Here is a 23644-nt window from a genome sequence, read left to right as displayed (position 1 = left end):
TCAATATAATGATTTATTGGAAAGTGACATGCCTCCAAAAGAAAAGTTCAATAACTACTTTCTTTTACATTTTCACCTATTTGAAGAAAAATTACCATTAATATCTATGTTTATGAAGGAACAAATGAATCCAATTAATGAACAAATTCTTCAAAGATTAAATTATTATAAGGATCTTGGTGATAAAACTACTCTAGCATTATTATCAGAAGTATATGGAAAGCGTATTGCTCCATTCCAATATGACATTCTCATTTCTTTAAAAGGAATCTTGCATGGCTATTCAGAATTTATCCTTTTCCATAGACAACCATATGATTTCGTTCAATTAAGTTCTACTCTTATTGAAAAAGTTGATATCCTTGTAGAGCATTCAAAAAACACTTTCCTTACAGAACAATTATGGAACTCAAAACCAAATTGCATGCAAGAGTATTCTGTGACTACATTCGAAGTACAAGAAGAAGTAAATCGTTGGCAAGAAACTTATAAAGGACACCCTATCATTGAAGACACATTATCTTTAATAGACGCAGAACTAAAGCTTACAAATCCTCGTCCTGCTTTATTAAATGGAATGATGACGAACCTTAAACAACATGATAACTTACAATGGCTAGCCTTATTAATAAAACAATATATAGCACATCTTTCATAAACACAAAAGAGATAGTTGTATCAAATGAAGTGCACCCCAATTGTTAGACACAATCTAACAATTGGAGGTGTACTTTTTTATTTCTAAATTTACATTTGAATAAAAATTTCTTGCAGTACAGAGCTATTTGAACGGTGAAGGTGGATATAAGACAATTGCCAAACAAATTGGCAAATGGCTCACTTCAAGAGAGAGCTTGAACAATATATTCATTACTATAATCTCAAACGAATCAAGCTAAAATTAAAAGGTCTGAGCCCTGTACAATACCGGACTCAGACCCTAGAAGCGGCTTAATTAAATAAAGTGTCTAACTTTTCGGGTTCACTTCACGAATGCAACTCCTTTTTGTTTAATTAAAACTATTAAATCACTATTTCTTAGAAAAAGAGTGGATTAGTAGTTATATGGTTAAGGGAGTTTTTTATAAAGCTTTTCATATCAGAATAATCCGTAAATTGAATTTACTATCATTGAAAATTTAGGTATTATTATAAATAGAAGGAGGGAAAATGTGAAAAACATGACAAAAAATATTCTTATTTTTCTTTTGGGATTTGTGACGTTCTTCATTTCCTCAACCATTTTCAGATTTTTCTTTTAAAAAAAGTTTTATGACTAGACGGTCATTATTAGAAACTATGCTAGTATCTTCACTCATAAGGAATTTCTATTTAAATATGTATGTTAGCTTATGTTAAGTACACTTGCAGAGCACGTGTAACAGTAGTTAAATATTTCTTTTCATAATAAAAAGCAGTCCAAAGTATTTAAACTTTGAACTGCTTTTTCTATTATTTTCTTAGTATCCCCAAATCATTGTTAACAATGAACCAAAGACTGTCACAAGACCAACTACTACAGCGTAAATGACACTTGTATATAGAGTTTTTTTATCTTCTGTTTCTCCAATATGCATGAATAACACAAGTTGTACAACAGCTTGCGCTAGTGCAGTTACACTTAAGATAGTCATTGCAATACCTTTAGACATATCAAATGTAATTACACTTAGAGCAGCGATCGTTAAAATAAGGGAGCCAACAAAACCTACAACATGTTCTTTTGGAAATAATTCTTTCATCATCCCAACACTCCTTTCAGATAAACGAAGCTGAAGATGAAGATCCATACGACATCTAAGAAATGCCAGTATAACGAAAAGATAAATGCTTTGTTTGCAGTTTGAGCATTTAATCCACGTTTAACTACCTGTACGATAATCGCAATACCCCATAGTAAACCGAAAGTTACGTGAGCACCATGCGTACCTAATAGTGTCATTAATGATGACAAGAATGCGCTTGTTGTAATTGTTGCACCTTCATGAACATATGTTACGAACTCCATAACCTCAACAGTCAAGAAGCCTGCTCCAAGTAGCAATGTCAAGATATAGAACACTATCATTGCCTTTGTACGGCCAATTCTCATCGCATGTACACCAAGTCCAATCAAGAAACTACTTGTTAATAACAAGAAAGTTTCTATTAAAACTGGTGGCATTTCGAAGATGTCAATACCAGCAGGACCTGAACCTGTGCGATCCGTTAATACAAAGTACACAGTAAATAGAGTTGCAAATAACATAATCTCAGCACCTAGGAAAATCCAAAAACCGAAAATCTTTAATCTATTTTCCTCTGTACGATATTCTAATGGAAGTGATGTGTTTTCTTTAGACATTATTTGTCACCTCTCAATTGACGTTCAGTTGCTTCAATTTCAGCCACTTCAATATAGTGACCGTGATCTTTTTCAAATGAACGGAATGCCATAAATCCAAGAGTAGCTATACCAAATGCGATAACAGCTGTCCATACACTAAATACAAAGAAGAATGCGAATAGGAATAGTACGCCTGCCATCCACATTGGTGCACCACTATTATTAGGCATATGAATACGTTCATATTCGCCTGCCGTAATATCGCGACCTTCTTTTTTCGCATACCAATATTCATCTAATTGATTAACTTCTGGTACAACCGCAAAGTTATATTCAGGTACTGGACTGTGTGTCGCCCATTCAAGAGAACGCGCATCCCAAGGGTCGCCATTTTCGTCGCGTGGGCTGTGACGGAAGCTGTAGTAAATATTGTAACAAATAAGCACAAATCCGACTGCCATACCTATAGCCCCTAGGAAGGAAATCATATTTAATGTACCGTAACCAGTACTTGCAGAATAAGTGAACATACGACGCGCATAACCGTCTAAACCAAGAATGAATAATGGGAAGAATGCCACATTGAATCCAACTACAATGCACCAGAAAGCCGCTTTCCCTAATTTTTCATTTAAGCGGAAGCCAAATATTTTCGGCCACCAGAAATGGTATCCTGCTAATACACCGAATACAGTACCCGGAATTAATACATAGTGGAAGTGGGCAACTAAGAACATCGTATTGTGATATTGATAGTCAGCACTTGCCATCGCTAGCATTACCCCCGTTACCCCACCAATTGTGAAGATTGGAATAAATGCAAGCGCATAAAGCATTGGAGTTGTAAATTGAATCTTACCATGCCTCATTGTTAGCAACCAGTTAAAGATTTTAACCCCAGTCGGTACAGCAATTAACATTGTAGAGATTGAGAAAATACTGTTTACCATAACGCCATGGCCCATTGTATAGAAATGGTGAGCCCATACCATAAATGATAGTAAAGAAATCACGACCATACTCATAACCATTGATTTGTAACCAAATAAGTTTTTACGTGAGAATGCTGAGATTATCTCACTGAAAATACCGAACGCTGGTAAAATAACGATATATACTTCAGGGTGACCCCAAACCCAGAATAGGTTAGCCCATAGCATATCCATACCACCGTCAGTCATGGCAAAGAATTTAGTACCAAATTGACGGTCTAGTGTCATAAGCGCAAGTGCCACTGTTAAAACAGGGAAAGCAAATGTAATGATGACATTTGTGATTAATGCTGACCAAGTGAACATAGGCATTTTCATTAATTTCAGACCTGGTGCACGCATTTTCATGATTGTAGTAATGAAGTTAATACCTGTCATTAACGTACCTAAACCTGCTAATTGTAAAGACCATGCATAATAGTTATTCCCAACATTTGGACTGAATTCAGTACCAGCTAGTGGGAAGTATGCAGTCCAACCAGCATCTGGTGATCCACCAATGATGAAGGAAACATTTAATAATCCTGCACCTGCAGCAAATAGCCAGAAGCTAAGTGCATTTAATCGTGGAAACGCAACGTCACGTGCACCAATTTGTAATGGTACTACAACGTTCATTAACCCGATAATAAACGGCATTGCCATGAAGAGAATCATGACTAAACCGTGAGTTGTAAAGATTTCATTATAGTGTTGTGCATTTAATAAGTCATTTTCAGGAACAGAAGTTTGTGCACGCATTAATAATGCGTCAATACCACCTCTAAATAGCATGACTAATGCAACAATAATATACATAACACCGATTTTTTTATGGTCAACTGTAGTTAACCAATTTTTATAGAAATAGCCCCATTTCTTGAAGTAAGTCAAACCAGCAACAATTGCAATGGCACCTACAACAATACTAACGGCCGCACCCATGATCATTGGTTCTTTCATCGGCTCAAATAATTCTTCCATGCTCATTTTTGTAACTCCTTTCAATCATCTAATCTAGCTATCTAGTGATTAGAATGGTCCATTTCTCCATCAGACATATCCATTCCATCCATTTCTTCATCAGACATATCCGATGATTTTCCATGATGCATTTCTGGAGCCGGACTGAATGTTAAATGTGTAGAAGAGAAACTTTTACGTCCTACGAAGTCCGTATCTAATAATTCATTGAATGTTTTCTCTGTTAACTCAGGCTCTTTCGCTTTTACGTCAGATACCCATTCGTCAAATTTCTGTTGAGACATTGTTTGTGCTTCAAACTCCATTTGTGCAAAACCTTTACCATTAAAGTTTGAGTTTCTACCAAAATATGATCCTTCTACATCTGCTGCCATATGAAGTTTATTGACCATATCACTCATTGCATATTTTTGACCAGCTAATTGAGGAATCCAGAAACTTGTAATTGGACCAAATGAATATAATCTAAATTCAATTGGACGATCTGTTGGAATGTTAACATAGTTTACCGTCTCAACGCCTTCTTCTGGATAGCTAAAATGCCATTTCCAGTTAGAAGATGATGCGTATATTACAAGAGGTTTTGTATTGTCATAACCTGTTTGTTGACTTTCAACTTTTGATGTTGTGCTAATCGTAACTATTGATAGAGCAGTTACGATAAGAATCGGAATAACTGTCCAAATAATTTCGAGTTTTGTACTACCTTCTTCATGCGGTGGTTCATAATCACTCGCAGATTTAGATGCGCGATATTTCAAAAGCATATTCGCTAATAATACATAAACAACTAACAATATAAACGCCATTACGATAATGGATAGAATGATTGTATTTGATAAAGTCTTCGCGTTTGGACCTTTTGCATCAAGAATCATTAATGGTTCACAGCCAGCTAAGAATAAAGCCATGATTGACATCAACGCTGGCAAAATTAGCATTTTTTTCTTCATGTTGTACTCCCTTCAAAAAACAACTTACTTGTAATGTATTTTAGAATATTAAATCGTTCTTTAAAAAATTGTCCTCCTAAAAAATAATAGTATTCTAAAACAAATAACACATTTTGAATTTGCTAGATTATTGAATGTTACTCCTTTTGTTTGGAACAACGATGAGACAATTCATAGTAGTCTCAATGTTTTAATAGCCTACTTGATTGAGTTAAAAAATTAAATACATTCTCACGTTTCCAATAGGAGAAATTAAGCACCCAGGTTTTCGCGCCTAAGACTCTTCAGAGGAACTTTCAAATCTCTTGCTTGATTCAAATGAAATTATAACTCCTTATTCTTAATAAAAAAATCAAAACCTCTCCATAAACATAAGAAATTCACATCATTATGAACGTTCTATGTACGTTTTTTGAACAAAGTGTGTACTGGCAATAATTACATTGGTCTATTTAATTTATATTTAACAACTCTTCCTTAATAAGGATTATTACATATTTACTATATCTTTATTTAAAGGAAGAATGTACTATCACATTTAAACAATACGCAAAATAAAAACACCACCAGGAATTTTGCCTAAACAAAACATCCAAGTGGTGTAGTTTTTTTCAAAAGTTTTTCATTGTGAATTACTAAATTTCTTATATTCATTATTTAAATCATAAATTCTTATTTTCATATTTATAGGACTGGAGCTGAGCCACCATCAATATTAACCGCAGTACCACTAACATAAGTAGCTGCATCGGATACTAAGAAAACGATAACATTTGCTGCTTCTTCAGTTTCACCAATTCGACCAAGAGGAATATTTTTTCCCATTTCTTCAGAAAATGCATTCCAACTAAGACCCGGAGCGTTTGTTTGCCATTTTTGCTCAAGTTGTGAGCTACGGATTAATCCGATACAAACAGTATTTACTCGAATCTGCTCTTTCCCTAAATCTTTACTCATAGCTTTCGTTAATGCTAACCCAGCTGCACGACTTACAGATGTTGGTAAAGATGATTCCGATGGTGCTTTTCCTTTTATAGCAGTAACATTTACAATTGCGCCTCCACCTACTGCCCTCATATAAGGAATCGCAAATTTAGAACAATTCACAGCACCGTATAGTTTTAAATCCAGATCATCTTGCCAAAGCTCATTTTCTACACTTTCAAAAGAATTAGCAGAACTTGTACCGGCATTGTTCACTAAAATATTTAGTTGTCCATAATGTTCAATTGTTTCATTTATTATTCTCTCGCAATCTTCTTTTATCGATACATCCGCACATACTGTATGTACTTTCTGTCCTGTTTCCAAGAATATCACTTTCGCTGCATGTATTAAATTTTCTTCATTACGTGCACAAATTGTAACATCGGCACCCTCATTAGCGAGTTGTAATGCTGTTGCAAGTCCAATCCCTTTACTGCCCCCTGTTACAATCGCTACTTTTCCTAGTAAACCTAAATCCATTTTTCAGCACTCCTTTGTTGTTCTGAATAAATAAATTCAATTCGGATAAAAAGTACCTTATCATTTACTATATATAAACACAGGATTATTATACCATATTTAAATATAGCTACTTTGTAAATTAATTATTAATATTACATACATATTAATTATGCGTATTATATAGAAGGAATTTTTTTGAAATACATAAGCTACATCACTTTATATTCTCTCTATTTTCATTCTATTAAATCCAACTTATTATAATGACACTTTAATTATATTACACCTAGATATTTCCTCATAAAAAAACCTCCTGAAGTCCAAAAACTTCAAGAGGTTTACTAATTGGCAAAGCCATATTATTTTTTAGCTACGATATGAATTGGGTTTCCAAGTAATACTTCAGCAGTTTCCATAGTGATTTCACCTAATGTTGGGTGTGCATGAATAGTCATGGCAATATCTTCTACAGTCATACCTGCTTCGATTGCTAAACCAATTTCAGCGATCATATCAGAAGCACCAGCACCAACAATTTGACCACCTAGTAATAAGCCATCAGCTTTACGAGAAACTAGTTTCACGAAACCTTCTGTTTCATTTAAAGCTAATGCACGGCCATTTGCTCCGAATGGGAATTTACCAGCTACTACTTCAAAACCTTCTGCTTTTGCTTGGTCTTCTGAAAGACCTACAGTTGCCATTTCTGGATCTGTGAAGCAAACAGCAGGGATAGCTAAGTAATCTACTACTGATTTTTCACCAGCAATTGCTTCAGCAGCTACTTTACCTTCGTAAGAAGCTTTGTGAGCAAGTTGTGGTCCAGCAACGATATCACCGATTGCATAAATGTTTGGAATATTTGTACGGCATTGTTTGTCAACTTTTATTAGTCCACGTTCACCAAATTCAAGACCTAATTCTTCTAAGCCAATTTCGTCAGTGTTAGGACGACGACCTACAGTTACTAATACGTAATCAGCATCAACAGATTTTGCTTCGCCTTTTACTTCGTATTTTACAGTAACACCTGTTTCTGTTTCTTCAACGCCTTGAGCAAGGGCGCCTGTTTCGATTGTAACACCTTTTTTCTTAAGACCTTTTTTAACAATCATTGTCATTTGTTTTTCGAAGCCAGCTAGAATATCTTTGCCACCTTCTAGAATTGTTACTTCAGAACCAAGGTTGGCATATGCTGAACCAAGCTCAGTACCGATGTAACCTCCACCAATAACAACAAGTTTTCCAGGCACTTCTTGTAATGAAAGTGCGCCTGTAGAGTTTAGTACTCGTTTAGAAAATTTGAAAGTTGGGATTTCAACAGGGCGTGAACCAGTTGCTAAAATCGCATTTTTGAATGTATACGTTTGTGCAGAGTCTTCGTTAATAACACGGATTGTGTTTGCATCTACAAAGTAAGCTTCTCCACTTACTACGTCAACGTTGTTACCTTTTAATAAGCTTGATACGCCGCCAGTTAATTTTTTAACTACGCCGTCTTTAAATTCTTGCGCTTTTTTGAAATCGATGCTAACTTCAGGAGCCACAATACCCATGTCTGCTGAGTTTTTAGCATGTTCTAAACGGTGACCGACTGAAATTAATGCTTTTGAAGGAATACAACCAACGTTTAAGCATACGCCACCTACGTGTTCTTTTTCAACAACTGTTACTTTTTGTCCAGTTTGCGCTGCACGAATTGCTGCAACATATCCACCAGGGCCTGCGCCAATTACAATTGTATCTGTTTCGATTGGGAAATCTCCTACTACCATTTTCTTACGCCTCCATTAATAATAATTCGGGCTCGCTTAACAAACGCTTAATATGATTTAACGCATGTTGAGCTGTAGCACCGTCGATCATTCGATGATCAAAGCTCAATGATAATGCTAACACAGGTGCCGCTACAATTTCACCATTTTTTATTACAGGTTTCTCTGCAATTCGACCAATTCCTAATATAGCTACTTCAGGATGGTTAATTACTGGAGTAAACCATTGGCCACCTGCAGAACCTATGTTCGTAATCGAGCAAGATGCACCTTTCATTTCATTTGGTGCTAATTTACCGTCACGCGCTTTTGTAGCAAGCTCATTAATCTCGTCAGAAACTGCAAATACCGATTTGCGATCTGCATGTTTAATAACCGGAACTAATAAGCCTTTATCTGTATCAGCAGCAATACCGATATTATAATAGTGTTTTTGAACAATTTCTTGTGTCGCATCATCAAGTGATCGATTAAATTCAGGGAATTCACGTAATGCGCTAACTAAAGCTTTTACTACATACGGTAAATAAGTAAGTTTGATACCTTTTTCAAGAGCGATTTCTTTGAATTTTTTGCGATGTGCTACAAGTTCTGTTACATCCACTTCGTCCATTAATGTTACGTGTGGAGCTGTTTGTTTTGAATGAACCATTGCTTTTGCAATTGCACGACGGATACCCGACATTTTCTCACGTGTTTCAGGGAAGTCGCCTTCTAATACTGGTTGTACGGAAGCTTTTTCATTAATTTTTTCAGAAACTGGAGTCTCTTCTGCAACTGGTGCTTCAACTGCCTGTGTTGCAGTTTGAGATGGCCCACCATTCATAAATGATTCCACATCTTCTTTGACAATACGTCCATTTTTACCTGAACCCGATAGTTGTTTAATATCAATGTCATTGTCACGTGCAAACTTACGGACTGATGGCATTGCAATAACACGTTTATTCGGGTCAGCCTCCACAGATGGTTCTGATGCTACTGTTGTTGTTTCTGCTTTCGGAGCTTCTTCAACTGCAGCTTTTGTTGGTTCTTCTTTTGTGGTTTCTTCTTCATCATTATGACCTTTTAGTTGGATATCTTCATATCCTGGTGCGTCTACTCTTAGTAAAACTGTACCAACTGTTGTAAGAACACCTTCTTCAACAAGGACTTCTTCAACTGTACCTTCTACCGGAGAAGGGATTTCAACGACCGCTTTATCATTTTGCACTTCACAAAGCACGTCATCTTCTTGAATTTTGTCACCTGCTTTTACGAACCATTTTACAATTTCACCCTCATGGATTCCTTCACCAATATCTGGTAATCGAAATTCAAATGCCATATGTTTCACCCTTTCTGTTTCGAAAACGAATTAGAATGTTAGTACTTTTTTCGCTGTTTCAACAATATCTTTTGCATTAGGCAGCCAAACTGCTTCTGCTTGTGGGAACGGGTAGATTGTATCCGGTGCTGCTACGCGAAGTACTGGCGCTTCAAGACTAAGGATAGCACGCTCTGTAATTTCAGCAACTACATTAGCAGCAATACCTGCTTGTTTTTGTGCCTCTTGAACAACAACTGCACGACCTGTTTTTTCAACAGAAGCAATAATTGTTTCAATATCTAGAGGTTGAATAGTTCGTAAATCCACAACCTCAACTGAGTACTCTTCTTTTTCTAATAATTCAGCAGCTTTTAGTGATTCATGTACCATTGCACCGTATGCAAAGATTGACAAATCTGTTCCTTCACGCTTCACATCAGCTTTTCCTAATGGAATTGTATAAGACTCTTCAGGAACCTCTTCACGGAACGAGCGATATAATTTTAAATGCTCTAGGAAAACTACTGGGTCATTATCACGAATTGATGAGATTAGTAACCCTTTTGCATCATAAGGTGTTGAAGGTACGACTACCTTTAATCCTGGTTGAGATGCCATTAAACCTTCTAAGCTGTCTGAGTGCATTTCTGGTGTATGTACACCACCGCCGAATGGAGAACGGATTGTAACAGGTGCACCAAGTGCTCCACCTGTACGGTAACGCATACGTGCTAATTGACCGCTTACAGAGTCCATTACTTCATATATGAAACCAAAGAATTGTATTTCTGGAACCGGACGGAAACCTTGAAGCGCAAGACCGATTGTTAATCCACCAATTCCTGATTCTGCTAGTGGCGTATCAAAAACGCGATCTTCACCAAATTCCTTTTGAAGACCTTCAGTTGCACGGAAAACCCCTCCGTTGACACCAACGTCTTCACCGAACACTAGAACGTTTTCGTCATCTTTTAGTTCGCAGCGTAGTGCGTCTGTAATTGCTTGAATCATCGTCAGTTGTGCCATCGGTTATTTCGACTCCTTCTCTTTGAAGATTTCGTATTGTTCTTGTAAATTATATGGTAAATCGCCATCATTCATATTACGGATCAGTTCTGTTACTTTTTGTTTTGGTGCCGCATCCGCTTCTTTGACAGCTGCTTTAATTTCTTCTTTAGCTTTTTCAATTACTTCTGCTTCTTTTTCTTCGCTCCATAAACCTTTTGCTTCTAAGTATTTACGGAAACGTACAATTGGATCTTTCTTTTCCCATTGTGAATCTGTATCAGAAGTACGGTAACGAGTTGGATCATCTCCAGCCATTGTATGTGGACCATAACGGTAACACATTGTTTCAATTAACGAAGGACCTTCTCCATTTACAGCACGTTGGCGAGCATCACGAGTTGCTACGAATACTGCAAGTGGATCCATTCCATCTACTAAGATACTAGGAATACCTGCCGCAATTCCTTTTTGAGCGATTGTTTTTGCAGCTGTTTGCAATTCACGTGGTGTAGAAATAGCAAATTGGTTATTTTGAACGATGAAGATTGCTGGTGAACGAAACGCTCCTGCAAAGTTAATACCTTCATAGAAGTCCCCTTGAGACGAACCACCATCACCCGTATAAGTTACAGCAACGGATTTTTTGCCTCGTTTTTGCATACCAAGTGCAACTCCAGCTGTTTGAATATACTGAGCACCAATAATAATTTGTGGTGGTAACACATTAACACCTTCAGGAATTTGATTACCTATGAAATGTCCACGTGAGAATAAGAATGCTTTATAAAGCGGTAGTCCGTGCCAAACAATTTGAGGCACATCACGATATCCCGGTAAAATATAATCTTCTTTTTCAAGTGCATAGTGAGAAGCAATTTGAGAAGCTTCTTGGCCCGCTGTTGGTGCATAGAATCCTAAGCGTCCTTGACGGTTCAATGAGATTGAACGTTGGTCTAAAATACGTGTGAAAACCATTCGGCTCATTAATTCAACTAGTTCAGTATCCGATAGTTTCGGATCTGCATCTGAGTTAACAATTTCGCCTTCCTCATTCAAAATCTGAAACATTTCAAATTTTTCTTCAATCTCATGCAAGTTTGCAACTGGATCGAATTGCTTTGATTTTTGTGAAGCCATGTTACCACATCTCCTCTGTGTCTGTATTATAAATTTTTTTCGTTTTAGTAATACAACGTTTCTTCATTTTCAGTATACTGAATTAAAATAAATAGGTCAATCATTGTTATGATAATGCTTACATTATTTTATTCTTATTATTCAGAAATACCTGTACCATAAACATTTAGACAACTGTATTATACAACAGTTTTTTTTTATCACTCTTTACTAGAACAGTTTTTCACCTCGTATTATGTATTCCCAGATGTCGGGAACTTAAACAAATAATCTTCTAAGAATCTCTCTTTTCCATTGAACGATTGTCGTTGTTCGTTATACTATGGATATAGATTTTGTATCGAAAGGAAGAAACGAAATGATTTTAATGGATAATGTAATTCGCGAAGGCCATCCAACATTACGTACCCGCGCGAAAGAACTAACTTTCCCCCTATCAACTGAGGATAAAAAGTTAGGTCAAGACTTACTTGAATTCCTTATTAATAGTCAAGACCCTGTAATAAGTGAAAAATATAGCTTGCGTTCCGGAATAGGTATTGCCGCTCCACAAATAAATGAATCAAAAAGAATGTTTGCTCTGCATCTACCTGATGACAATGATAATCAAATCAGTTTCGTAGCTGTAAACCCGAAAATCATTAGTCATTCAGTTGAAAATACTTTTTTAACAAATGGTGAAGGTTGTTTATCAGTTGATCGTAATGTAGCTGGTTATGTACCACGTCATGCACGTATTACAGTTAAATTCCATACACTCGATGGTGAAGAAAAAAAAATGCGCTTAAAAGGCATACCCGCAATTGCGTTTCAACATGAATTAGATCATTTAAATGGTGTCATGTTCTATGATCATATTAATGAATCCAACCCATTCGCGGATGTACCTAATTCTCAACCAATTGAAAATAATTAACATAAAAAGCCTTACTATGAAACTTTAATTTATAGTAAGGCTTTTTTATTGTTTTTTATACCAATTGTAATTTTTCCATTGCTTTTACTAATCCATCTTCATCTACATGATCAGTCACAAAACTCGCAACAGCTTTCGCTTTCACATGACCATTCCCCATCGCTACACCTGTTCCAACTGCCGTTAGCATTTCAACGTCATTTAATCCATCACCGAAAGCTACTGCATCTTGCATATCAAATTTTGTATATTCAAGTAATCGTTCAATCCCATAAGCTTTAGAAACACCTTTATTTAATACATCACAACAATAAGTATGCCAACGAACTAACTGCAGTTCAGGAAAAGCCTTTGCATACTCTTCTTCTTCCTCGACACTTACATATAATAACACTTGATAAATAGGATGATTTAAGTAGAAATTTTTATCCAGTCTTGGCATAGGATAGAGTAAAGAAGTCAAGCTTTCCTTTATCTGATGATGCTCTGGAACCGAAGTAACCATCTCTTGATCATCTAAAAAAACTAATGGCTTGTCCTGTTTCTCCACATAGTTTACAAGAGCCTTCAGTTGTTCGAGTGGCACCGGCTTCAATGAGATGGGCTGCCCCTTATACACAACGTATTGACCATTGAAACAAACATAAGAGTCTATTTTTAGCGTTTCAAGAACTTCCTGAATCATAAACGGAGCTCTACCCGTAGCAATAACCACTTCATGACCATTATCTTTTGCTTTTTTGACCGCCTCAATTGTTGTCTGTGGAATTTCTTTTTTCGAATTAAAGAGTGTACCGTCAATATCAAAAAACAATATTCTTTTCTGCATACTAAATTACTCCCTCTCTTTTCTTGTATTTCCATTTGTTAAGTAAAAAAACTTTACAGTAATAACCTAATATTGTATAATGTCCACGAGGAGTGATATGCCATGTTTAAACGCCTTAAAAAACAATTGTTGAAACGGCTTAATGGCTTGCTCGGAAAAAAAACAATCGCTTAAGTATATTTGCCCTTCATAATTTTGGAGGGCTTTTCTTTATTTTAAGTTACTAGCGTGATAATATAAAGGAAATGCAATTATTTTGAACGTGTTAAAGGAGAGCATATTATGATTTACAAAGTTTATTATCAAGAAAATGCGCTTGAAGTACCAGTTCGCGAAAATACTAAAAGCTTATACTTAGAAGCGGCAGATGAGCGTGAAGTTCGTCAAAAACTTAAAGACCGTAACTACAATATCGAATTTGTTCAATTGCTTGAAGGAAACTACTTAGAGTACGAACAAGCAAGCGAACATTTCCACGTGGAGAAACTCTAAACGTATGAAGTTTGTCAAAAATGACCAAACAGCGGTTTTCGCACTCGGCGGACTGGGCGAAATCGGTAAAAATACGTATGCCGTACAATTCCAAGATGAAATTATCTTGATTGACGCAGGAATTAAATTCCCTGAGGATGATCTATTAGGTATTGACTATGTAATACCAGACTACACTTACTTAGTAAGAAATGTAGACAAGATTAAAGGTCTTTTCATTACACATGGTCATGAAGATCATATTGGTGGTATTCCTTATTTGCTACGTCAAATTAACATTCCTGTATACGGCGGCAAGCTTGCACTAGGTTTGTTACGTAATAAATTGGACGAGCATGGTTTACTTCGCCAAACAAAAATGATTGAAATCCAAGAAGAGGACATTATTAAATTCCGTAAAACTTCTGTGAGCTTCTTTAGAACAACACACAGCATTCCGGATGCATACGGTATTGTCGTGAAAACTCCTCCTGGTAATATTGTTCATACAGGAGATTTCAAATTCGACTTCACACCTGTTGGTGAACCAGCAAACTTAACAAAAATGGCTGAAATCGGACGCGATGGCGTGTTATGTCTACTATCTGATAGTACAAATGCCGAAGTTCCTAATTTCACAATGTCTGAACGCAAAGTTGGAGAAAGTATTGATGAAATTCTACGTAAAGTAGAAGGTCGTCTTATTTTTGCAACATTCGCTTCAAATATTCACCGTTTACAACAAGTTACAGATGCTGCGGCTAGACACGGACGTAAAATCGCCGTATTTGGCAGAAGTATGGATAACGCCATTACAATTGGTCGTGAATTGGGCTATATCACTGCACCAAAAGAAACGTTTGTTGATTCACAAACATTAAATCGTTTGCCAGCTAACGAAGTATTGATTCTTTGTACAGGTAGCCAAGGTGAACCAATGGCAGCACTTTCTCGTATTGCCAACGGAACTCACCGTCAAATCCAAATTCAGCCTGGCGATACTGTTGTATTTTCATCTTCACCAATCCCAGGGAACACAATTAGCGTTAATAAAACAATTAACTCATTATTCCGTGCAGGTGCAGAAGTTATTCATGGTTCATTGAATAACATTCATACTTCTGGTCACGGTTCTCAAGAAGAACAAAAACTAATGCTTCGACTGATTAAACCAAAATTCTTTATGCCAATTCATGGTGAGTACCGCATGCTTCGTATGCATGCTGATTTAGCTATTGATTGTGACGTAGAACCAGACAATACGTTCATCATGGAAAATGGTGACGTCCTTGCACTTAGCCCTAATACGGCTGCTGTATCGGGCCGAATTCCTTCTGGTGATGTATACATTGATGGTAATGGAATTGGAGATATCGGTAATATCGTATTACGCGATCGCCGTATCCTTTCCGAAGAAGGTTTAGTCATTGTTGTGGTCAGCGTGAATATGGAGACACAGAAAATTGTTTCCGGCCCAGATATTATCTCTCGTGGTTTCGTATATATGCGTGAATCAGGTATGATGATTAATGAAGCTCAACAAATGTTGAACCGTCACTTACAACGTACCTTACAAGACAAAACACCTCAGTGGTCAGAATTGAAAAATGATATCACTGATGCATTAGGACCATACTTGTTTGAAAAAACAAAACGTCGTCCAATGATTTTGCCGATTATCATGGAAGTTTGATTTCAAAAGGGTAGAGATTTTAAAATCTCTACCCTTTTAATATTTTTATGGTGAAAGTCAATAAGAATGTAATATAATGTACCATTTAATCTACAAAAGGATCATTCATCCCTAGCTCTCGAAATGAATGATCCTTAAAAAACTTTACTCTTAATTCATCATTTTCTTCTCAAAGCGACTAATATCAACATCTGCTCCTATAACAATTAAAATATCACCTTCATGAATGATCTCATCCGCTTGCGGTGAAACGATGATTTCGTGCCCTCTTTTAATCGCTACAATATTAATACCATATCTTACCCTGATATCTAAGTTAATGATTGTATGGCCTTCTATTAAATGATTTGCCTTAATCTCCATAATTGAATGTTCATCAGATAATTCCAAGTAATCGAGTACATTATTTGACATCATATTATTCGCAATACGAATCCCCATATCACGTTCTGGATGAACAACATGATCAGCTCCAATTTTTCGTAAAACTTTTTCATGGTAATCATTTTGGGCCTTCACAGTAATTTTCTGCACGCCAATTTCTTTTAACATCAATGTAGTTAAAATACTTGATTGGATGTCGTCACCAATTGCTATAATTACATGTTCAAAGTTACGGATCCCAAGTGACTTCAAAACAGATTCATCCGTCGTATCTGCTACGACTGCCTGCGTGGCGATAGGAGCAAACTCGTCCACTCTTTCTGGTTGTTTATCTATTGCCATTACATCAGCACCTTGTTGTATCAGCTCCGAAACAATACTGCCACCAAAACGACCTAAACCAATGACAACAAATTCTTTTTTCATGAAATTTTCCCCCGATACTGTAAAGAATGGACATAGTGTAACACAATACATTTAAGCATACAAACGCAGCTATTGCTATTTTTTTCAATAAAAAAAGAATTATCCTTATAAAAACAGGACAATTCTTATAACATTCGAAACGGCTTACGCGTCAGCGTTACGAACTTCGTCTAATACACGGTTAACGCGTTTTTCAAGCATTTTCATACCGCTACCACCTGCTTGGAAATGACGAAGTTGCCCTTCTTTATCAAAAACATAATATGCAGGTACATATTGGTTATCGAAGGCGTCAGTTAACTTCATTTCACCGTCAACAAAGATTGGTTGTGTAATATCATGTTCAGCTGCAGTGGCTTTAATAACATCTAAATCTAAATCACTTTCCGAACGTGGCATGTGAACTGCAATAACATTTAATTCTCTACTATATTCATCACGGAATTTATTGATATCTGGCATTGCTTCTTTACATAAATGACAGCTTACAGACCAGAAATGGATTAGTGTTGGTTTATTACCGATTAAGCTCGCTTTTGATACTTTACCGTTTAACCAAGCCGTTTCGCCTACTAATTCAGGCATTTGAGCACGTAGTTTCATGTTTAATCACCTCATAATGGAATTCGTACATAGTATATTCTCATCTTTCAAAAAAAGACCTAACATTTGTTAGGCCTTTTTGATGTTAAAAATCTAAATTAAACTTCAAGAGTTTTTTGACCTGGGCGCCAGTTAGCTGGGCAAAGACCGCCAGTTTGTAGTGCTTGTAGAACACGAAGAGTTTCATCTACATCGCGACCGATGTTATTGTGATTAACAACTTGATATTGAAGTTCGCCTTCTGGATTGATAATGAATAATCCGCGAAGTGCTACGCCTTCTTCTTCAATTAACACACCATAATCACGAGATACACGTTGATTGTGGTCAGCTGCTAATGGGAATTTTAATTGACCAAGACCATTTTCAGTACGATCAGTGTTGATCCATGCTAAGTGAGTGTGGATTGTATCAGTTGATACACCAATTACTTCTGCATCAAGATCTTCAAATTCATCGTAACGATCTGACATTGCAGTGATTTCTGTTGGGCATACAAATGTGAAGTCCATTGGATAGAAGAATAAAACAGTCCACTTGTCATTTTTCATGTTTTCTTCTAAATTAACTTTACCGAATTCTTTATTAGCTAATACTGCTTGCATTTCAAAGCGCGGTGCTTGATTTGCTACTAAACGTTCTGCCATGTTGAATCCCTCCAAATATTGTTATATATGCTATTACGAAAAACTAAAATTTTCGCATTAATTCAATTCCTACAATAGCAAATCAACATTGTGAAATCAATCATTTACACTTAAGAATTATTCTAATCTATCTCTTATTGTGACAAATAATCGACATTTTACGCATTACAGAATCAAAGAACTCATCTTTAGTATGAATTTATTAATTATATTAAAAAAATGATAACAAAAGAAAAAACCCCATAAATGGAGTTTAAAATCGATTGAAATTATTATAATTATAGGCTTTTTTGTCAATGTAATCGTATTCTATATAAAAAAATACTCCACAGATTCATGACTGTCAAATTTACAAGAACAATTACAAAGGTCGATTTGGCCGGCCTTTACAATTATCACAAGAGGGATCCTCACATACCTCTTCTCGCCATTCATTACAATTTGCACAAAATAATGCATCATAATCATCTGAATAACGTAATAACCCTAAACATTCAGGACAATAATCTTCTAATGCAATCGCATCGATTAAACGATTATTTGCCATTAGGAATGTACCTTCAAAAACGGGATCACTTGGGACTTTCACCGCACCCTGTCGTTCTTTAGGATCTAGATAAAAAAACAATTTCTTTCCCAATATTTCCGCCTCCTTAGACACCTAGTTTAGCATAAATCATCGTCATTTTTCTCTATAATACTTTTTATTTTTCAAGAACATTTCGGCGGACTATTGCATATGTTCATAAATTACATTCATGGCGGAATAGTACTATTTAGACTTCACATGTGACATGTAGAATGCAGATAAAAAAGTCGAAATGAATACACTTCAAATGGGTTATCGGAAATGCACCATCTTTTAAAATCATTACAACAAAAAAACTCATCAGCCTATTGTTAACTGACGAGTTTAAGTATTACTCTACGTTTTATTCTTCGTTTATGCCGATACAGCGCTCACACTCATAAAGAGTTGATTCCACACGCTCAACAATTACGCATCCGCACTCACGACAATGTTTTTTTGCTACTTCTTGTTTCGTTGTTTTCATTGTAATCTCCTCCATTTTTGTTATTGAATATGACTATAGCTTGGTAAAGTTAAAAATTCTTCAAATGTCGGTTTTAACGTCAAGAACTTGAAAATGTCAGCTGCTTCTACATAACGACCATTTTGGAAGTTTTCTTGGCCAACTTGTTGCTCAATTTCTGCTAGTTCTTGTTGTAATATTTCAATAAATAACTGTTCATTAATATCACGACCATCATCAAGCACCCCTTGCGGATGACGAATCCATTGCCAAGTTTGTGAGCGTGAAATTTCTGCTGTAGCTACATCTTCCATCATATGGTTGATTGGCGCTGCTCCATTACCTCGTAGCCATGAAGCGATATATTGAACCCCTACACTGCAATTGACTCGTAAGCCGGCCTCCGTAATCGTTCCTACTGGCACTTCTAACAAATCCTCTGCCGAAACATGCACATCTTCCCTTTTACGTTCAATCTGATTTGGTGTTTTCATATGCTCATCGAATTGTTCCATTGCTACTGATACTAACCCCGGATGGGCAACCCACGTTCCATCATGACCATCTGCTGCTTCACGACGCTTATCTTCTCGTACCTTACCAAAAGCGATTTCATTTGCCTCTGGATTATCTTTAATCGGGATTTGCGCAGCCATTCCCCCGATGGCTGGTGCATTCCGTTTATGACAAGTTTGCACACATTTCAAAGTGTACGCACGCATGAATGGCGATGTCATTGTTACTTGACCTCGGTCAGGTAAAATAACTTCTGGTTGATTGCGTAATCGTTTCAAATAGCTGAAAATGTAGTCCCAACGTCCACAATTTAGACCTGCTGAATGCTCACGCAATTCATATAAAATTTCATCCATTTCAAATGCAGCTGTAATCGTTTCAATTAAGACAGTCGCCTTAATTGTTCCCTGCGGAAGACCAAGTTGCTCTTGAGCATAGATAAATACGTCATTCCATAATCGTGCTTCTAAATGGCTTTCAAGTTTTGGCAAGTAGAAATATGGACCTGATCCACGGGCTACTAACTCCTTCGCATTGTGGAAGACATATAAACCGAAATCAAACAGACCTCCAGCAATTTGTTCACCGGCAATTTCTATATTCTTCTCGAGTAAGTGTAAACCTCGTGGGCGAACAAGTAAGACAGCTGGATTATCATTTAGTTGATATGTTTTTCCATTTGATGGCTGTGTAAAGAAAATTGTTTTTCGAACTGCATCACGCATATTCACTTGCCCTTCAATCATATTGTCCCAAGTTGGTGACGTTGCATCTTCAAAACATGCCATGAACATTTTCGCACCAGAATTAAGTGCATTAATGACCATTTTACGATTAACAGGCCCCGTAATTTCTACTCGACGATCTTGTAGATCTGCAGGAAGTGGAGCAATAGTCCACTCTCCCTCACGGATTTTTTTTGTCTCCGGAAGAAAATCCAGTTTCTCGCCAGCATCGATTTGCTGTTGTCTATTTTGACGTTCTTCTAATAATTCTATTCTTCTTTGATCAAACTGGCGGTGTAACAAAGCTATAAATTGCAATGCTTCAGTTGTTAAAATTTCTTCGCTAGCTGCCGATTGTTTCCCTAAAATTTTGATTTCGTGTGAAGTTACTTGTTGAGTACTCATAGCCCATCCCCCTTTTGTTTAAATGAATTGTGCTGTTTCTGTAGAACCCTTCATAGCAGTTGTAGAAGATGTTCCCCCTGAGATTACTTGTGATACATCATCAAAGTAACCAGTGCCTACTTCGCGTTGATGCTTTGTAGCTGTATAACCTTTTGTTTCGTTAGCAAATTCAGCTTCTTGAAGTTTAGAGTATGCAGCCATGCCATTATCTTTATAATCATGCGCCAATTCGAACATGCTATGGTTTAGAGCATGGAATCCAGCTAATGTTACGAATTGGAATTTGTAACCCATTTTCCCTAGTTCAACTTGATATTTAGCGATCGTTTCATCGTCTAAGTTTGCTTTCCAGTTGAATGACGGAGAGCAGTTATAGGCAAGCATTTTATTCGGGAATTTCGCTCGAATTGCATCAGCGAATTTTTTTGCCTCTTCTAAGTCTGGTGTTGATGTTTCGCACCAAATTAAGTCTGCATACGGCGCATAAGCTAGGCCACGAGCAATCGCTTGGTCAATGCCAGGTTTTGTACGGAAGAAACCTTCAGGAGTACGCTCTCCTGTGATAAACTCTGCATCTCTTGGATCGATATCACTTGTTACCATATCTGCTGCATCTGCATCTGTACGTGCAATTAAAATTGTAGGTACATCTAAAACGTCAGCTGCAAGTCTTGCAGCGATTAGATTGCGAATCGCATTTTGTGTTGGAAGTAAAACTTTACCACCTAAATGACCACATTTTTTCTCTGAAGCTAATTGATCCTCTAAGTGGACTCCTGAAGCACCTGATTCGATCATACCTTTTACTAATTCAAAAACATTTAAGGGTCCGCCAAAACCAGCTTCAGCGTCTGCTACAATCGGCGCGAACCAGTCAAAGCCATCTTCGCGGCCTTCAGCATGATCGATTTGATCTGCTCGTTGCAACGCTTGGTTAATTCGCTTAACAACTTGAGGAACGCTGTTAGCTGGGTACAAGCTTTGGTCAGGATACATTTGACCTGAAAGATTTGCATCTGCTGCTACTTGCCAACCACTTAGGTAAATTGCTTGTAAACCCGCTTTAACTTGTTGTACAGCTTGATTACCTGTCAATGCACCTAAAGCATTGATAAAATCTTCTTCGTGTAAAGATTTCCATAGACGTGCAGCACCTTTTTTGGCTAATGTATGTTCAATAATTACAGAACCGCGTAATTTAACTACCTCTTCCGCACTATATGGACGTTCAATTCCTAACCATCGACCCTCTTCAACCCAGTTTTTTTCTAATTGCTCCACTTGTTGTTGTCTCGATATCATAAAAATCCACACCTTCCAATTAATTTACGTTAAAATCTGTTCGAATCTATTGTTGCATAACAGATAACGTTGTTATAAATTAATATATAACAGTTTCTAATTTTTGTTATTGCTTTTTGACAAAAAACCATTTTTTCAAGACGAAAGAATGTTTTTCCAAGATGAATTGAGGGGGCACTTCAAATGGTTGAGGATAAAGTTGGTTTTGCAAAAGGATTAGTTGATCAATACAAGAATTTGTTAGCGGATTGGGTTCCACAGGAGGCAACGCTGGCAATTGCTATCGGAGACTCTTACATCTATTTTGTGGCAGGCGATTATGATGTACATTTAAATAATGGCAAAGGGATACAAAAAGGGAGCATCGCTGAACGAGTCATTCAAGAAAGAAGAAAGATCGAAGCTGTTGTAGAAGAAGAGGTATTGGGTACGCCTTATTACTGTATTGGTTATCCCATCGACTTACATGGCAAACCTGCAGCACTACTAGTCATATTACCACCCAATCATCATTTAGCTGTAAAAGAACCTTTCCGCTTTATAACTGGTAAACAACAAGATGAATGGGCGCCTATCGCAATTGAAAAAGTCTCGCATTTCGAAAGCTTAAATAAAAAAAGCTGGTTTTATGCTAAAAGTGAACAATACAGAACGAACTTAACATTAAAAGAGTTACATAGACGATTACCCGATTGTTTTTTAAGAATACACCGTTCCTATATAGTGAACATTCACTCTATCCAAAAAATAACAAGGGATTTCTCATCAAATTTAATGATTGTTTTAAAAGATAATACTGAACTACCTATCAGTAGTACCTATATTAATGATGTGAAGAGAGCTCTAGAGTTTTGAGATTAATATTTGTAATGTCTACCGAATGCGAAGATGCATTCGGTTTTTTATATTTAATGATTTCGGTTAATTGAGGACACCCTGTTAATATTGATTAATTTTTTTATTACTAAAACAACTTGACGAAATCACCTCCTATATAAAGAGAATACTTTATTTCCATTTAGGGTAAGAGATTAAAGAGAATGCATTTTTCACCTTAAAGCTTCAAGTATTTTCTCATAAACTTTCAATAATGCTATTTTTTTTTTCTAAAAACGGTTGAAAAATGCTGTCAATTTTGTATAATAGATATCGTTTGAGTAAACTAAAAGTTTCGTTAAAGTAAACTTTCGATTCTGTAAGTTTACGAATAGTAAACAATCGAGGAGCAAGGTAGATGCAAATCGGCAAAAAGATTAAACGACTTCGCCTAAAAAAAGGGCTTACCCAAGAAGAGTTAGGTGAAAGAACAGATTTGAGCAAAGGTTACATCTCACAATTAGAAAGGGATTTAAACTCTCCTTCTATTGAAACTCTCTTCACATTACTAGAAGTTCTTGGCTCAACACCAAAAGACTTTTTTGATGATGAACAAGAAGAAAAAAAGGTCGTCTACACAGATGAGGACCAAACAATCTTTACAGACGAAGATAAAAAATATCGTATTCAATGGCTTATTCCAACTTCTAATGAAAAAGAAATTGAACCTGTCATTTTAACATTTGAACAAAACGGTGAATTCAAACAATTTGAGCCTTCTCTCTCTGAAACATTTATCTATGTTTTAACTGGGCGTGTTCGACTTGTATTAGGTAAAGAAGAGTATATCGCAACTGCAGGTAATGCGGTTTATTTCGATGCTTCAGATACCCATCAACTGTTTAATGCTCACGCAGGAAAAACCGAGCTTTTACTCGTCGCAACCGAATCTTATTTATAGTTTA

General features: G+C 36.5%; 23 protein-coding genes and 1 pseudogene. 7 read left to right on the top strand and 17 right to left on the bottom strand.

Annotated elements, in window-relative coordinates; translation table 11 throughout:
• The first annotated feature begins 112 nt into the window (after window positions 1-112).
• Complete coding sequence (locus ACQKM9_RS02025) at window positions 113-658, top strand: hypothetical protein (protein WP_427732199.1); 546 nt, start codon at window positions 113-115, stop codon at window positions 656-658.
• Window positions 659-841: 183 nt separating this feature from the next.
• A pseudogene (locus tag ACQKM9_RS02020) lies at window positions 842-955 on the top strand (IS3 family transposase); the annotation flags it as partial.
• A gap of 505 nt (window positions 956-1460) precedes the next feature.
• Here the strand turns inward: ACQKM9_RS02020 and qoxD are convergent.
• From qoxD to pdhA, 9 genes are all read right to left on the bottom strand, one after another.
• Window positions 1461-1742 carry a cytochrome aa3 quinol oxidase subunit IV gene (qoxD, locus tag ACQKM9_RS02015; protein ID WP_076034181.1) on the bottom strand — a complete coding sequence of 94 codons (282 nt, stop codon included), beginning with the start codon at window positions 1740-1742 and terminating at the stop codon, window positions 1461-1463.
• On the bottom strand, window positions 1742-2344 hold the full coding sequence (gene qoxC / locus ACQKM9_RS02010) for a cytochrome aa3 quinol oxidase subunit III (protein ID WP_427732197.1): 603 nt from the start codon (window positions 2342-2344) through the stop codon (window positions 1742-1744). Before qoxC ends, qoxD begins: the two co-directional genes overlap by 1 nt.
• Window positions 2344-4287 (bottom strand): cytochrome aa3 quinol oxidase subunit I, encoded by a 1944-nt coding sequence (gene qoxB / locus ACQKM9_RS02005; protein WP_427732195.1) that lies wholly within the window; start codon window positions 4285-4287, stop codon window positions 2344-2346. Before qoxB ends, qoxC begins: the two co-directional genes overlap by 1 nt.
• Before the next feature lie 35 nt (window positions 4288-4322).
• Window positions 4323-5234: a cytochrome aa3 quinol oxidase subunit II gene (gene qoxA, locus ACQKM9_RS02000; protein ID WP_427732194.1), complete on the bottom strand. Its 912-nt coding sequence runs from the start codon at window positions 5232-5234 to the stop codon at window positions 4323-4325.
• Between the two features lie 684 nt (window positions 5235-5918).
• A complete protein-coding gene (locus ACQKM9_RS01995) occupies window positions 5919-6701 on the bottom strand; it encodes an SDR family NAD(P)-dependent oxidoreductase (protein ID WP_427732192.1) in 783 nt (260 codons plus the stop codon).
• 341 nt (window positions 6702-7042) lie between these two features.
• Window positions 7043-8458: a dihydrolipoyl dehydrogenase gene (lpdA, locus tag ACQKM9_RS01990; protein ID WP_427732190.1), complete on the bottom strand. Its 1416-nt coding sequence runs from the start codon at window positions 8456-8458 to the stop codon at window positions 7043-7045.
• Between the two features lie 4 nt (window positions 8459-8462).
• Window positions 8463-9785, bottom strand: a complete 1323-nt coding sequence (locus tag ACQKM9_RS01985; RefSeq protein WP_427732188.1) for a dihydrolipoamide acetyltransferase family protein — start codon at window positions 9783-9785, stop codon at window positions 8463-8465.
• A 30-nt stretch (window positions 9786-9815) separates the two neighbouring features.
• Entirely contained in the window at window positions 9816-10793 is a 978-nt protein-coding gene (locus ACQKM9_RS01980) for an alpha-ketoacid dehydrogenase subunit beta (protein ID WP_053417595.1), read from the bottom strand.
• Window positions 10794-10796: 3 nt separating this feature from the next.
• Window positions 10797-11912, bottom strand: a complete 1116-nt coding sequence (gene pdhA, locus ACQKM9_RS01975) for a pyruvate dehydrogenase (acetyl-transferring) E1 component subunit alpha (protein ID WP_427732186.1) — start codon at window positions 11910-11912, stop codon at window positions 10797-10799.
• A 358-nt stretch (window positions 11913-12270) separates the two neighbouring features.
• Here pdhA and def point away from each other — a divergent pair, with 358 nt between their 5' ends.
• The gene (gene def / locus ACQKM9_RS01970; RefSeq protein ID WP_427732184.1) at window positions 12271-12828 is read left to right on the top strand and encodes a peptide deformylase; all 558 of its coding nucleotides are present in this window, start codon (window positions 12271-12273) and stop codon (window positions 12826-12828) included.
• 55 nt (window positions 12829-12883) lie between these two features.
• Here the strand turns inward: def and ACQKM9_RS01965 are convergent, their stop codons facing one another.
• Window positions 12884-13657: a Cof-type HAD-IIB family hydrolase gene (locus ACQKM9_RS01965; RefSeq protein WP_427732182.1), complete on the bottom strand. Its 774-nt coding sequence runs from the start codon at window positions 13655-13657 to the stop codon at window positions 12884-12886.
• A 282-nt stretch (window positions 13658-13939) separates the two neighbouring features.
• Here ACQKM9_RS01965 and ACQKM9_RS01960 point away from each other — a divergent pair, with 282 nt between their 5' ends.
• Both ACQKM9_RS01960 and rnjA read left to right on the top strand, forming a co-directional pair.
• Window positions 13940-14149: a DNA-dependent RNA polymerase subunit epsilon gene (locus tag ACQKM9_RS01960; RefSeq protein WP_053417599.1), complete on the top strand. Its 210-nt coding sequence runs from the start codon at window positions 13940-13942 to the stop codon at window positions 14147-14149.
• 4 nt (window positions 14150-14153) lie between these two features.
• Window positions 14154-15821 (top strand): ribonuclease J1, encoded by a 1668-nt coding sequence (gene rnjA, locus ACQKM9_RS01955; protein ID WP_038183613.1) that lies wholly within the window; start codon window positions 14154-14156, stop codon window positions 15819-15821.
• A gap of 150 nt (window positions 15822-15971) precedes the next feature.
• Here the strand turns inward: rnjA and ACQKM9_RS01950 are convergent, their stop codons facing one another.
• The 7 genes from ACQKM9_RS01950 to aceA form a co-directional block, all read right to left on the bottom strand.
• Window positions 15972-16631, bottom strand: a complete 660-nt coding sequence (locus ACQKM9_RS01950; RefSeq protein ID WP_427732180.1) for a potassium channel family protein — start codon at window positions 16629-16631, stop codon at window positions 15972-15974.
• 144 nt (window positions 16632-16775) lie between these two features.
• Window positions 16776-17234 carry a TlpA family protein disulfide reductase gene (locus ACQKM9_RS01945; protein WP_427732178.1) on the bottom strand — a complete coding sequence of 153 codons (459 nt, stop codon included), beginning with the start codon at window positions 17232-17234 and terminating at the stop codon, window positions 16776-16778.
• A gap of 98 nt (window positions 17235-17332) precedes the next feature.
• Complete coding sequence (locus ACQKM9_RS01940) at window positions 17333-17881, bottom strand: peroxiredoxin (protein WP_038183596.1); 549 nt, start codon at window positions 17879-17881, stop codon at window positions 17333-17335.
• Window positions 17882-18242: 361 nt separating this feature from the next.
• The gene (locus ACQKM9_RS01935; protein ID WP_427732176.1) at window positions 18243-18521 is read right to left on the bottom strand and encodes a hypothetical protein; all 279 of its coding nucleotides are present in this window, start codon (window positions 18519-18521) and stop codon (window positions 18243-18245) included.
• A gap of 292 nt (window positions 18522-18813) precedes the next feature.
• Complete coding sequence (locus ACQKM9_RS01930; protein ID WP_200866437.1) at window positions 18814-18936, bottom strand: YhfH family protein; 123 nt, start codon at window positions 18934-18936, stop codon at window positions 18814-18816.
• A gap of 20 nt (window positions 18937-18956) precedes the next feature.
• Window positions 18957-20561, bottom strand: a complete 1605-nt coding sequence (aceB, locus tag ACQKM9_RS01925) for a malate synthase A (protein ID WP_427732174.1) — start codon at window positions 20559-20561, stop codon at window positions 18957-18959.
• Between the two features lie 18 nt (window positions 20562-20579).
• Window positions 20580-21863 carry an isocitrate lyase gene (gene aceA / locus ACQKM9_RS01920; RefSeq protein WP_427732172.1) on the bottom strand — a complete coding sequence of 428 codons (1284 nt, stop codon included), beginning with the start codon at window positions 21861-21863 and terminating at the stop codon, window positions 20580-20582.
• Between the two features lie 183 nt (window positions 21864-22046).
• Here aceA and ACQKM9_RS01915 point away from each other — a divergent pair, with 183 nt between their 5' ends.
• Together ACQKM9_RS01915 and ACQKM9_RS01910 are read left to right on the top strand one after the other, a co-directional pair.
• On the top strand, window positions 22047-22718 hold the full coding sequence (locus ACQKM9_RS01915) for a LytTR family DNA-binding domain-containing protein (protein ID WP_427732170.1): 672 nt from the start codon (window positions 22047-22049) through the stop codon (window positions 22716-22718).
• Between the two features lie 379 nt (window positions 22719-23097).
• Window positions 23098-23640 carry a helix-turn-helix domain-containing protein gene (locus tag ACQKM9_RS01910; protein ID WP_427732168.1) on the top strand — a complete coding sequence of 181 codons (543 nt, stop codon included), beginning with the start codon at window positions 23098-23100 and terminating at the stop codon, window positions 23638-23640.
• Window positions 23641-23644 lie beyond the last annotated feature (4 nt).

Source organism: Viridibacillus sp. NPDC093762 (assembly GCF_050279675.1).
Lineage (GTDB): Bacteria > Bacillota > Bacilli > Bacillales_A > Planococcaceae > Viridibacillus.
The sequence above is the reverse complement of the archived record's forward strand: the minus strand, read 5'-3'. Positions and strand labels throughout refer to the sequence as shown.

Excerpts from the sequence above, each read along its gene's own strand:
- ACQKM9_RS02025 (WP_427732199.1), top strand. The coding sequence starts at position 113 with ATGAAGGAACAAATGAATCCAATTAATGAACAAATTCTTCAAAGATTA.
- qoxD (WP_076034181.1), bottom strand. The coding sequence starts at position 1,742 with ATGAAAGAATTATTTCCAAAAGAACATGTTGTAGGTTTTGTTGGCTCC.
- qoxC (WP_427732197.1), bottom strand. The coding sequence starts at position 2,344 with ATGTCTAAAGAAAACACATCACTTCCATTAGAATATCGTACAGAGGAA.
- qoxB (WP_427732195.1), bottom strand. The coding sequence starts at position 4,287 with ATGAGCATGGAAGAATTATTTGAGCCGATGAAAGAACCAATGATCATG.
- qoxA (WP_427732194.1), bottom strand. The coding sequence starts at position 5,234 with ATGAAGAAAAAAATGCTAATTTTGCCAGCGTTGATGTCAATCATGGCT.
- ACQKM9_RS01995 (WP_427732192.1), bottom strand. The coding sequence starts at position 6,701 with ATGGATTTAGGTTTACTAGGAAAAGTAGCGATTGTAACAGGGGGCAGT.
- lpdA (WP_427732190.1), bottom strand. The coding sequence starts at position 8,458 with ATGGTAGTAGGAGATTTCCCAATCGAAACAGATACAATTGTAATTGGC.
- ACQKM9_RS01985 (WP_427732188.1), bottom strand. The coding sequence starts at position 9,785 with ATGGCATTTGAATTTCGATTACCAGATATTGGTGAAGGAATCCATGAG.
- ACQKM9_RS01980 (WP_053417595.1), bottom strand. The coding sequence starts at position 10,793 with ATGGCACAACTGACGATGATTCAAGCAATTACAGACGCACTACGCTGC.
- pdhA (WP_427732186.1), bottom strand. The coding sequence starts at position 11,912 with ATGGCTTCACAAAAATCAAAGCAATTCGATCCAGTTGCAAACTTGCAT.
- def (WP_427732184.1), top strand. The coding sequence starts at position 12,271 with ATGATTTTAATGGATAATGTAATTCGCGAAGGCCATCCAACATTACGT.
- ACQKM9_RS01965 (WP_427732182.1), bottom strand. The coding sequence starts at position 13,657 with ATGCAGAAAAGAATATTGTTTTTTGATATTGACGGTACACTCTTTAAT.
- ACQKM9_RS01960 (WP_053417599.1), top strand. The coding sequence starts at position 13,940 with ATGATTTACAAAGTTTATTATCAAGAAAATGCGCTTGAAGTACCAGTT.
- rnjA (WP_038183613.1), top strand. The coding sequence starts at position 14,154 with ATGAAGTTTGTCAAAAATGACCAAACAGCGGTTTTCGCACTCGGCGGA.
- ACQKM9_RS01950 (WP_427732180.1), bottom strand. The coding sequence starts at position 16,631 with ATGAAAAAAGAATTTGTTGTCATTGGTTTAGGTCGTTTTGGTGGCAGT.
- ACQKM9_RS01945 (WP_427732178.1), bottom strand. The coding sequence starts at position 17,234 with ATGAAACTACGTGCTCAAATGCCTGAATTAGTAGGCGAAACGGCTTGG.
- ACQKM9_RS01940 (WP_038183596.1), bottom strand. The coding sequence starts at position 17,881 with ATGGCAGAACGTTTAGTAGCAAATCAAGCACCGCGCTTTGAAATGCAA.
- ACQKM9_RS01930 (WP_200866437.1), bottom strand. The coding sequence starts at position 18,936 with ATGAAAACAACGAAACAAGAAGTAGCAAAAAAACATTGTCGTGAGTGC.
- aceB (WP_427732174.1), bottom strand. The coding sequence starts at position 20,561 with ATGAGTACTCAACAAGTAACTTCACACGAAATCAAAATTTTAGGGAAA.
- aceA (WP_427732172.1), bottom strand. The coding sequence starts at position 21,863 with ATGATATCGAGACAACAACAAGTGGAGCAATTAGAAAAAAACTGGGTT.
- ACQKM9_RS01915 (WP_427732170.1), top strand. The coding sequence starts at position 22,047 with ATGGTTGAGGATAAAGTTGGTTTTGCAAAAGGATTAGTTGATCAATAC.
- ACQKM9_RS01910 (WP_427732168.1), top strand. The coding sequence starts at position 23,098 with ATGCAAATCGGCAAAAAGATTAAACGACTTCGCCTAAAAAAAGGGCTT.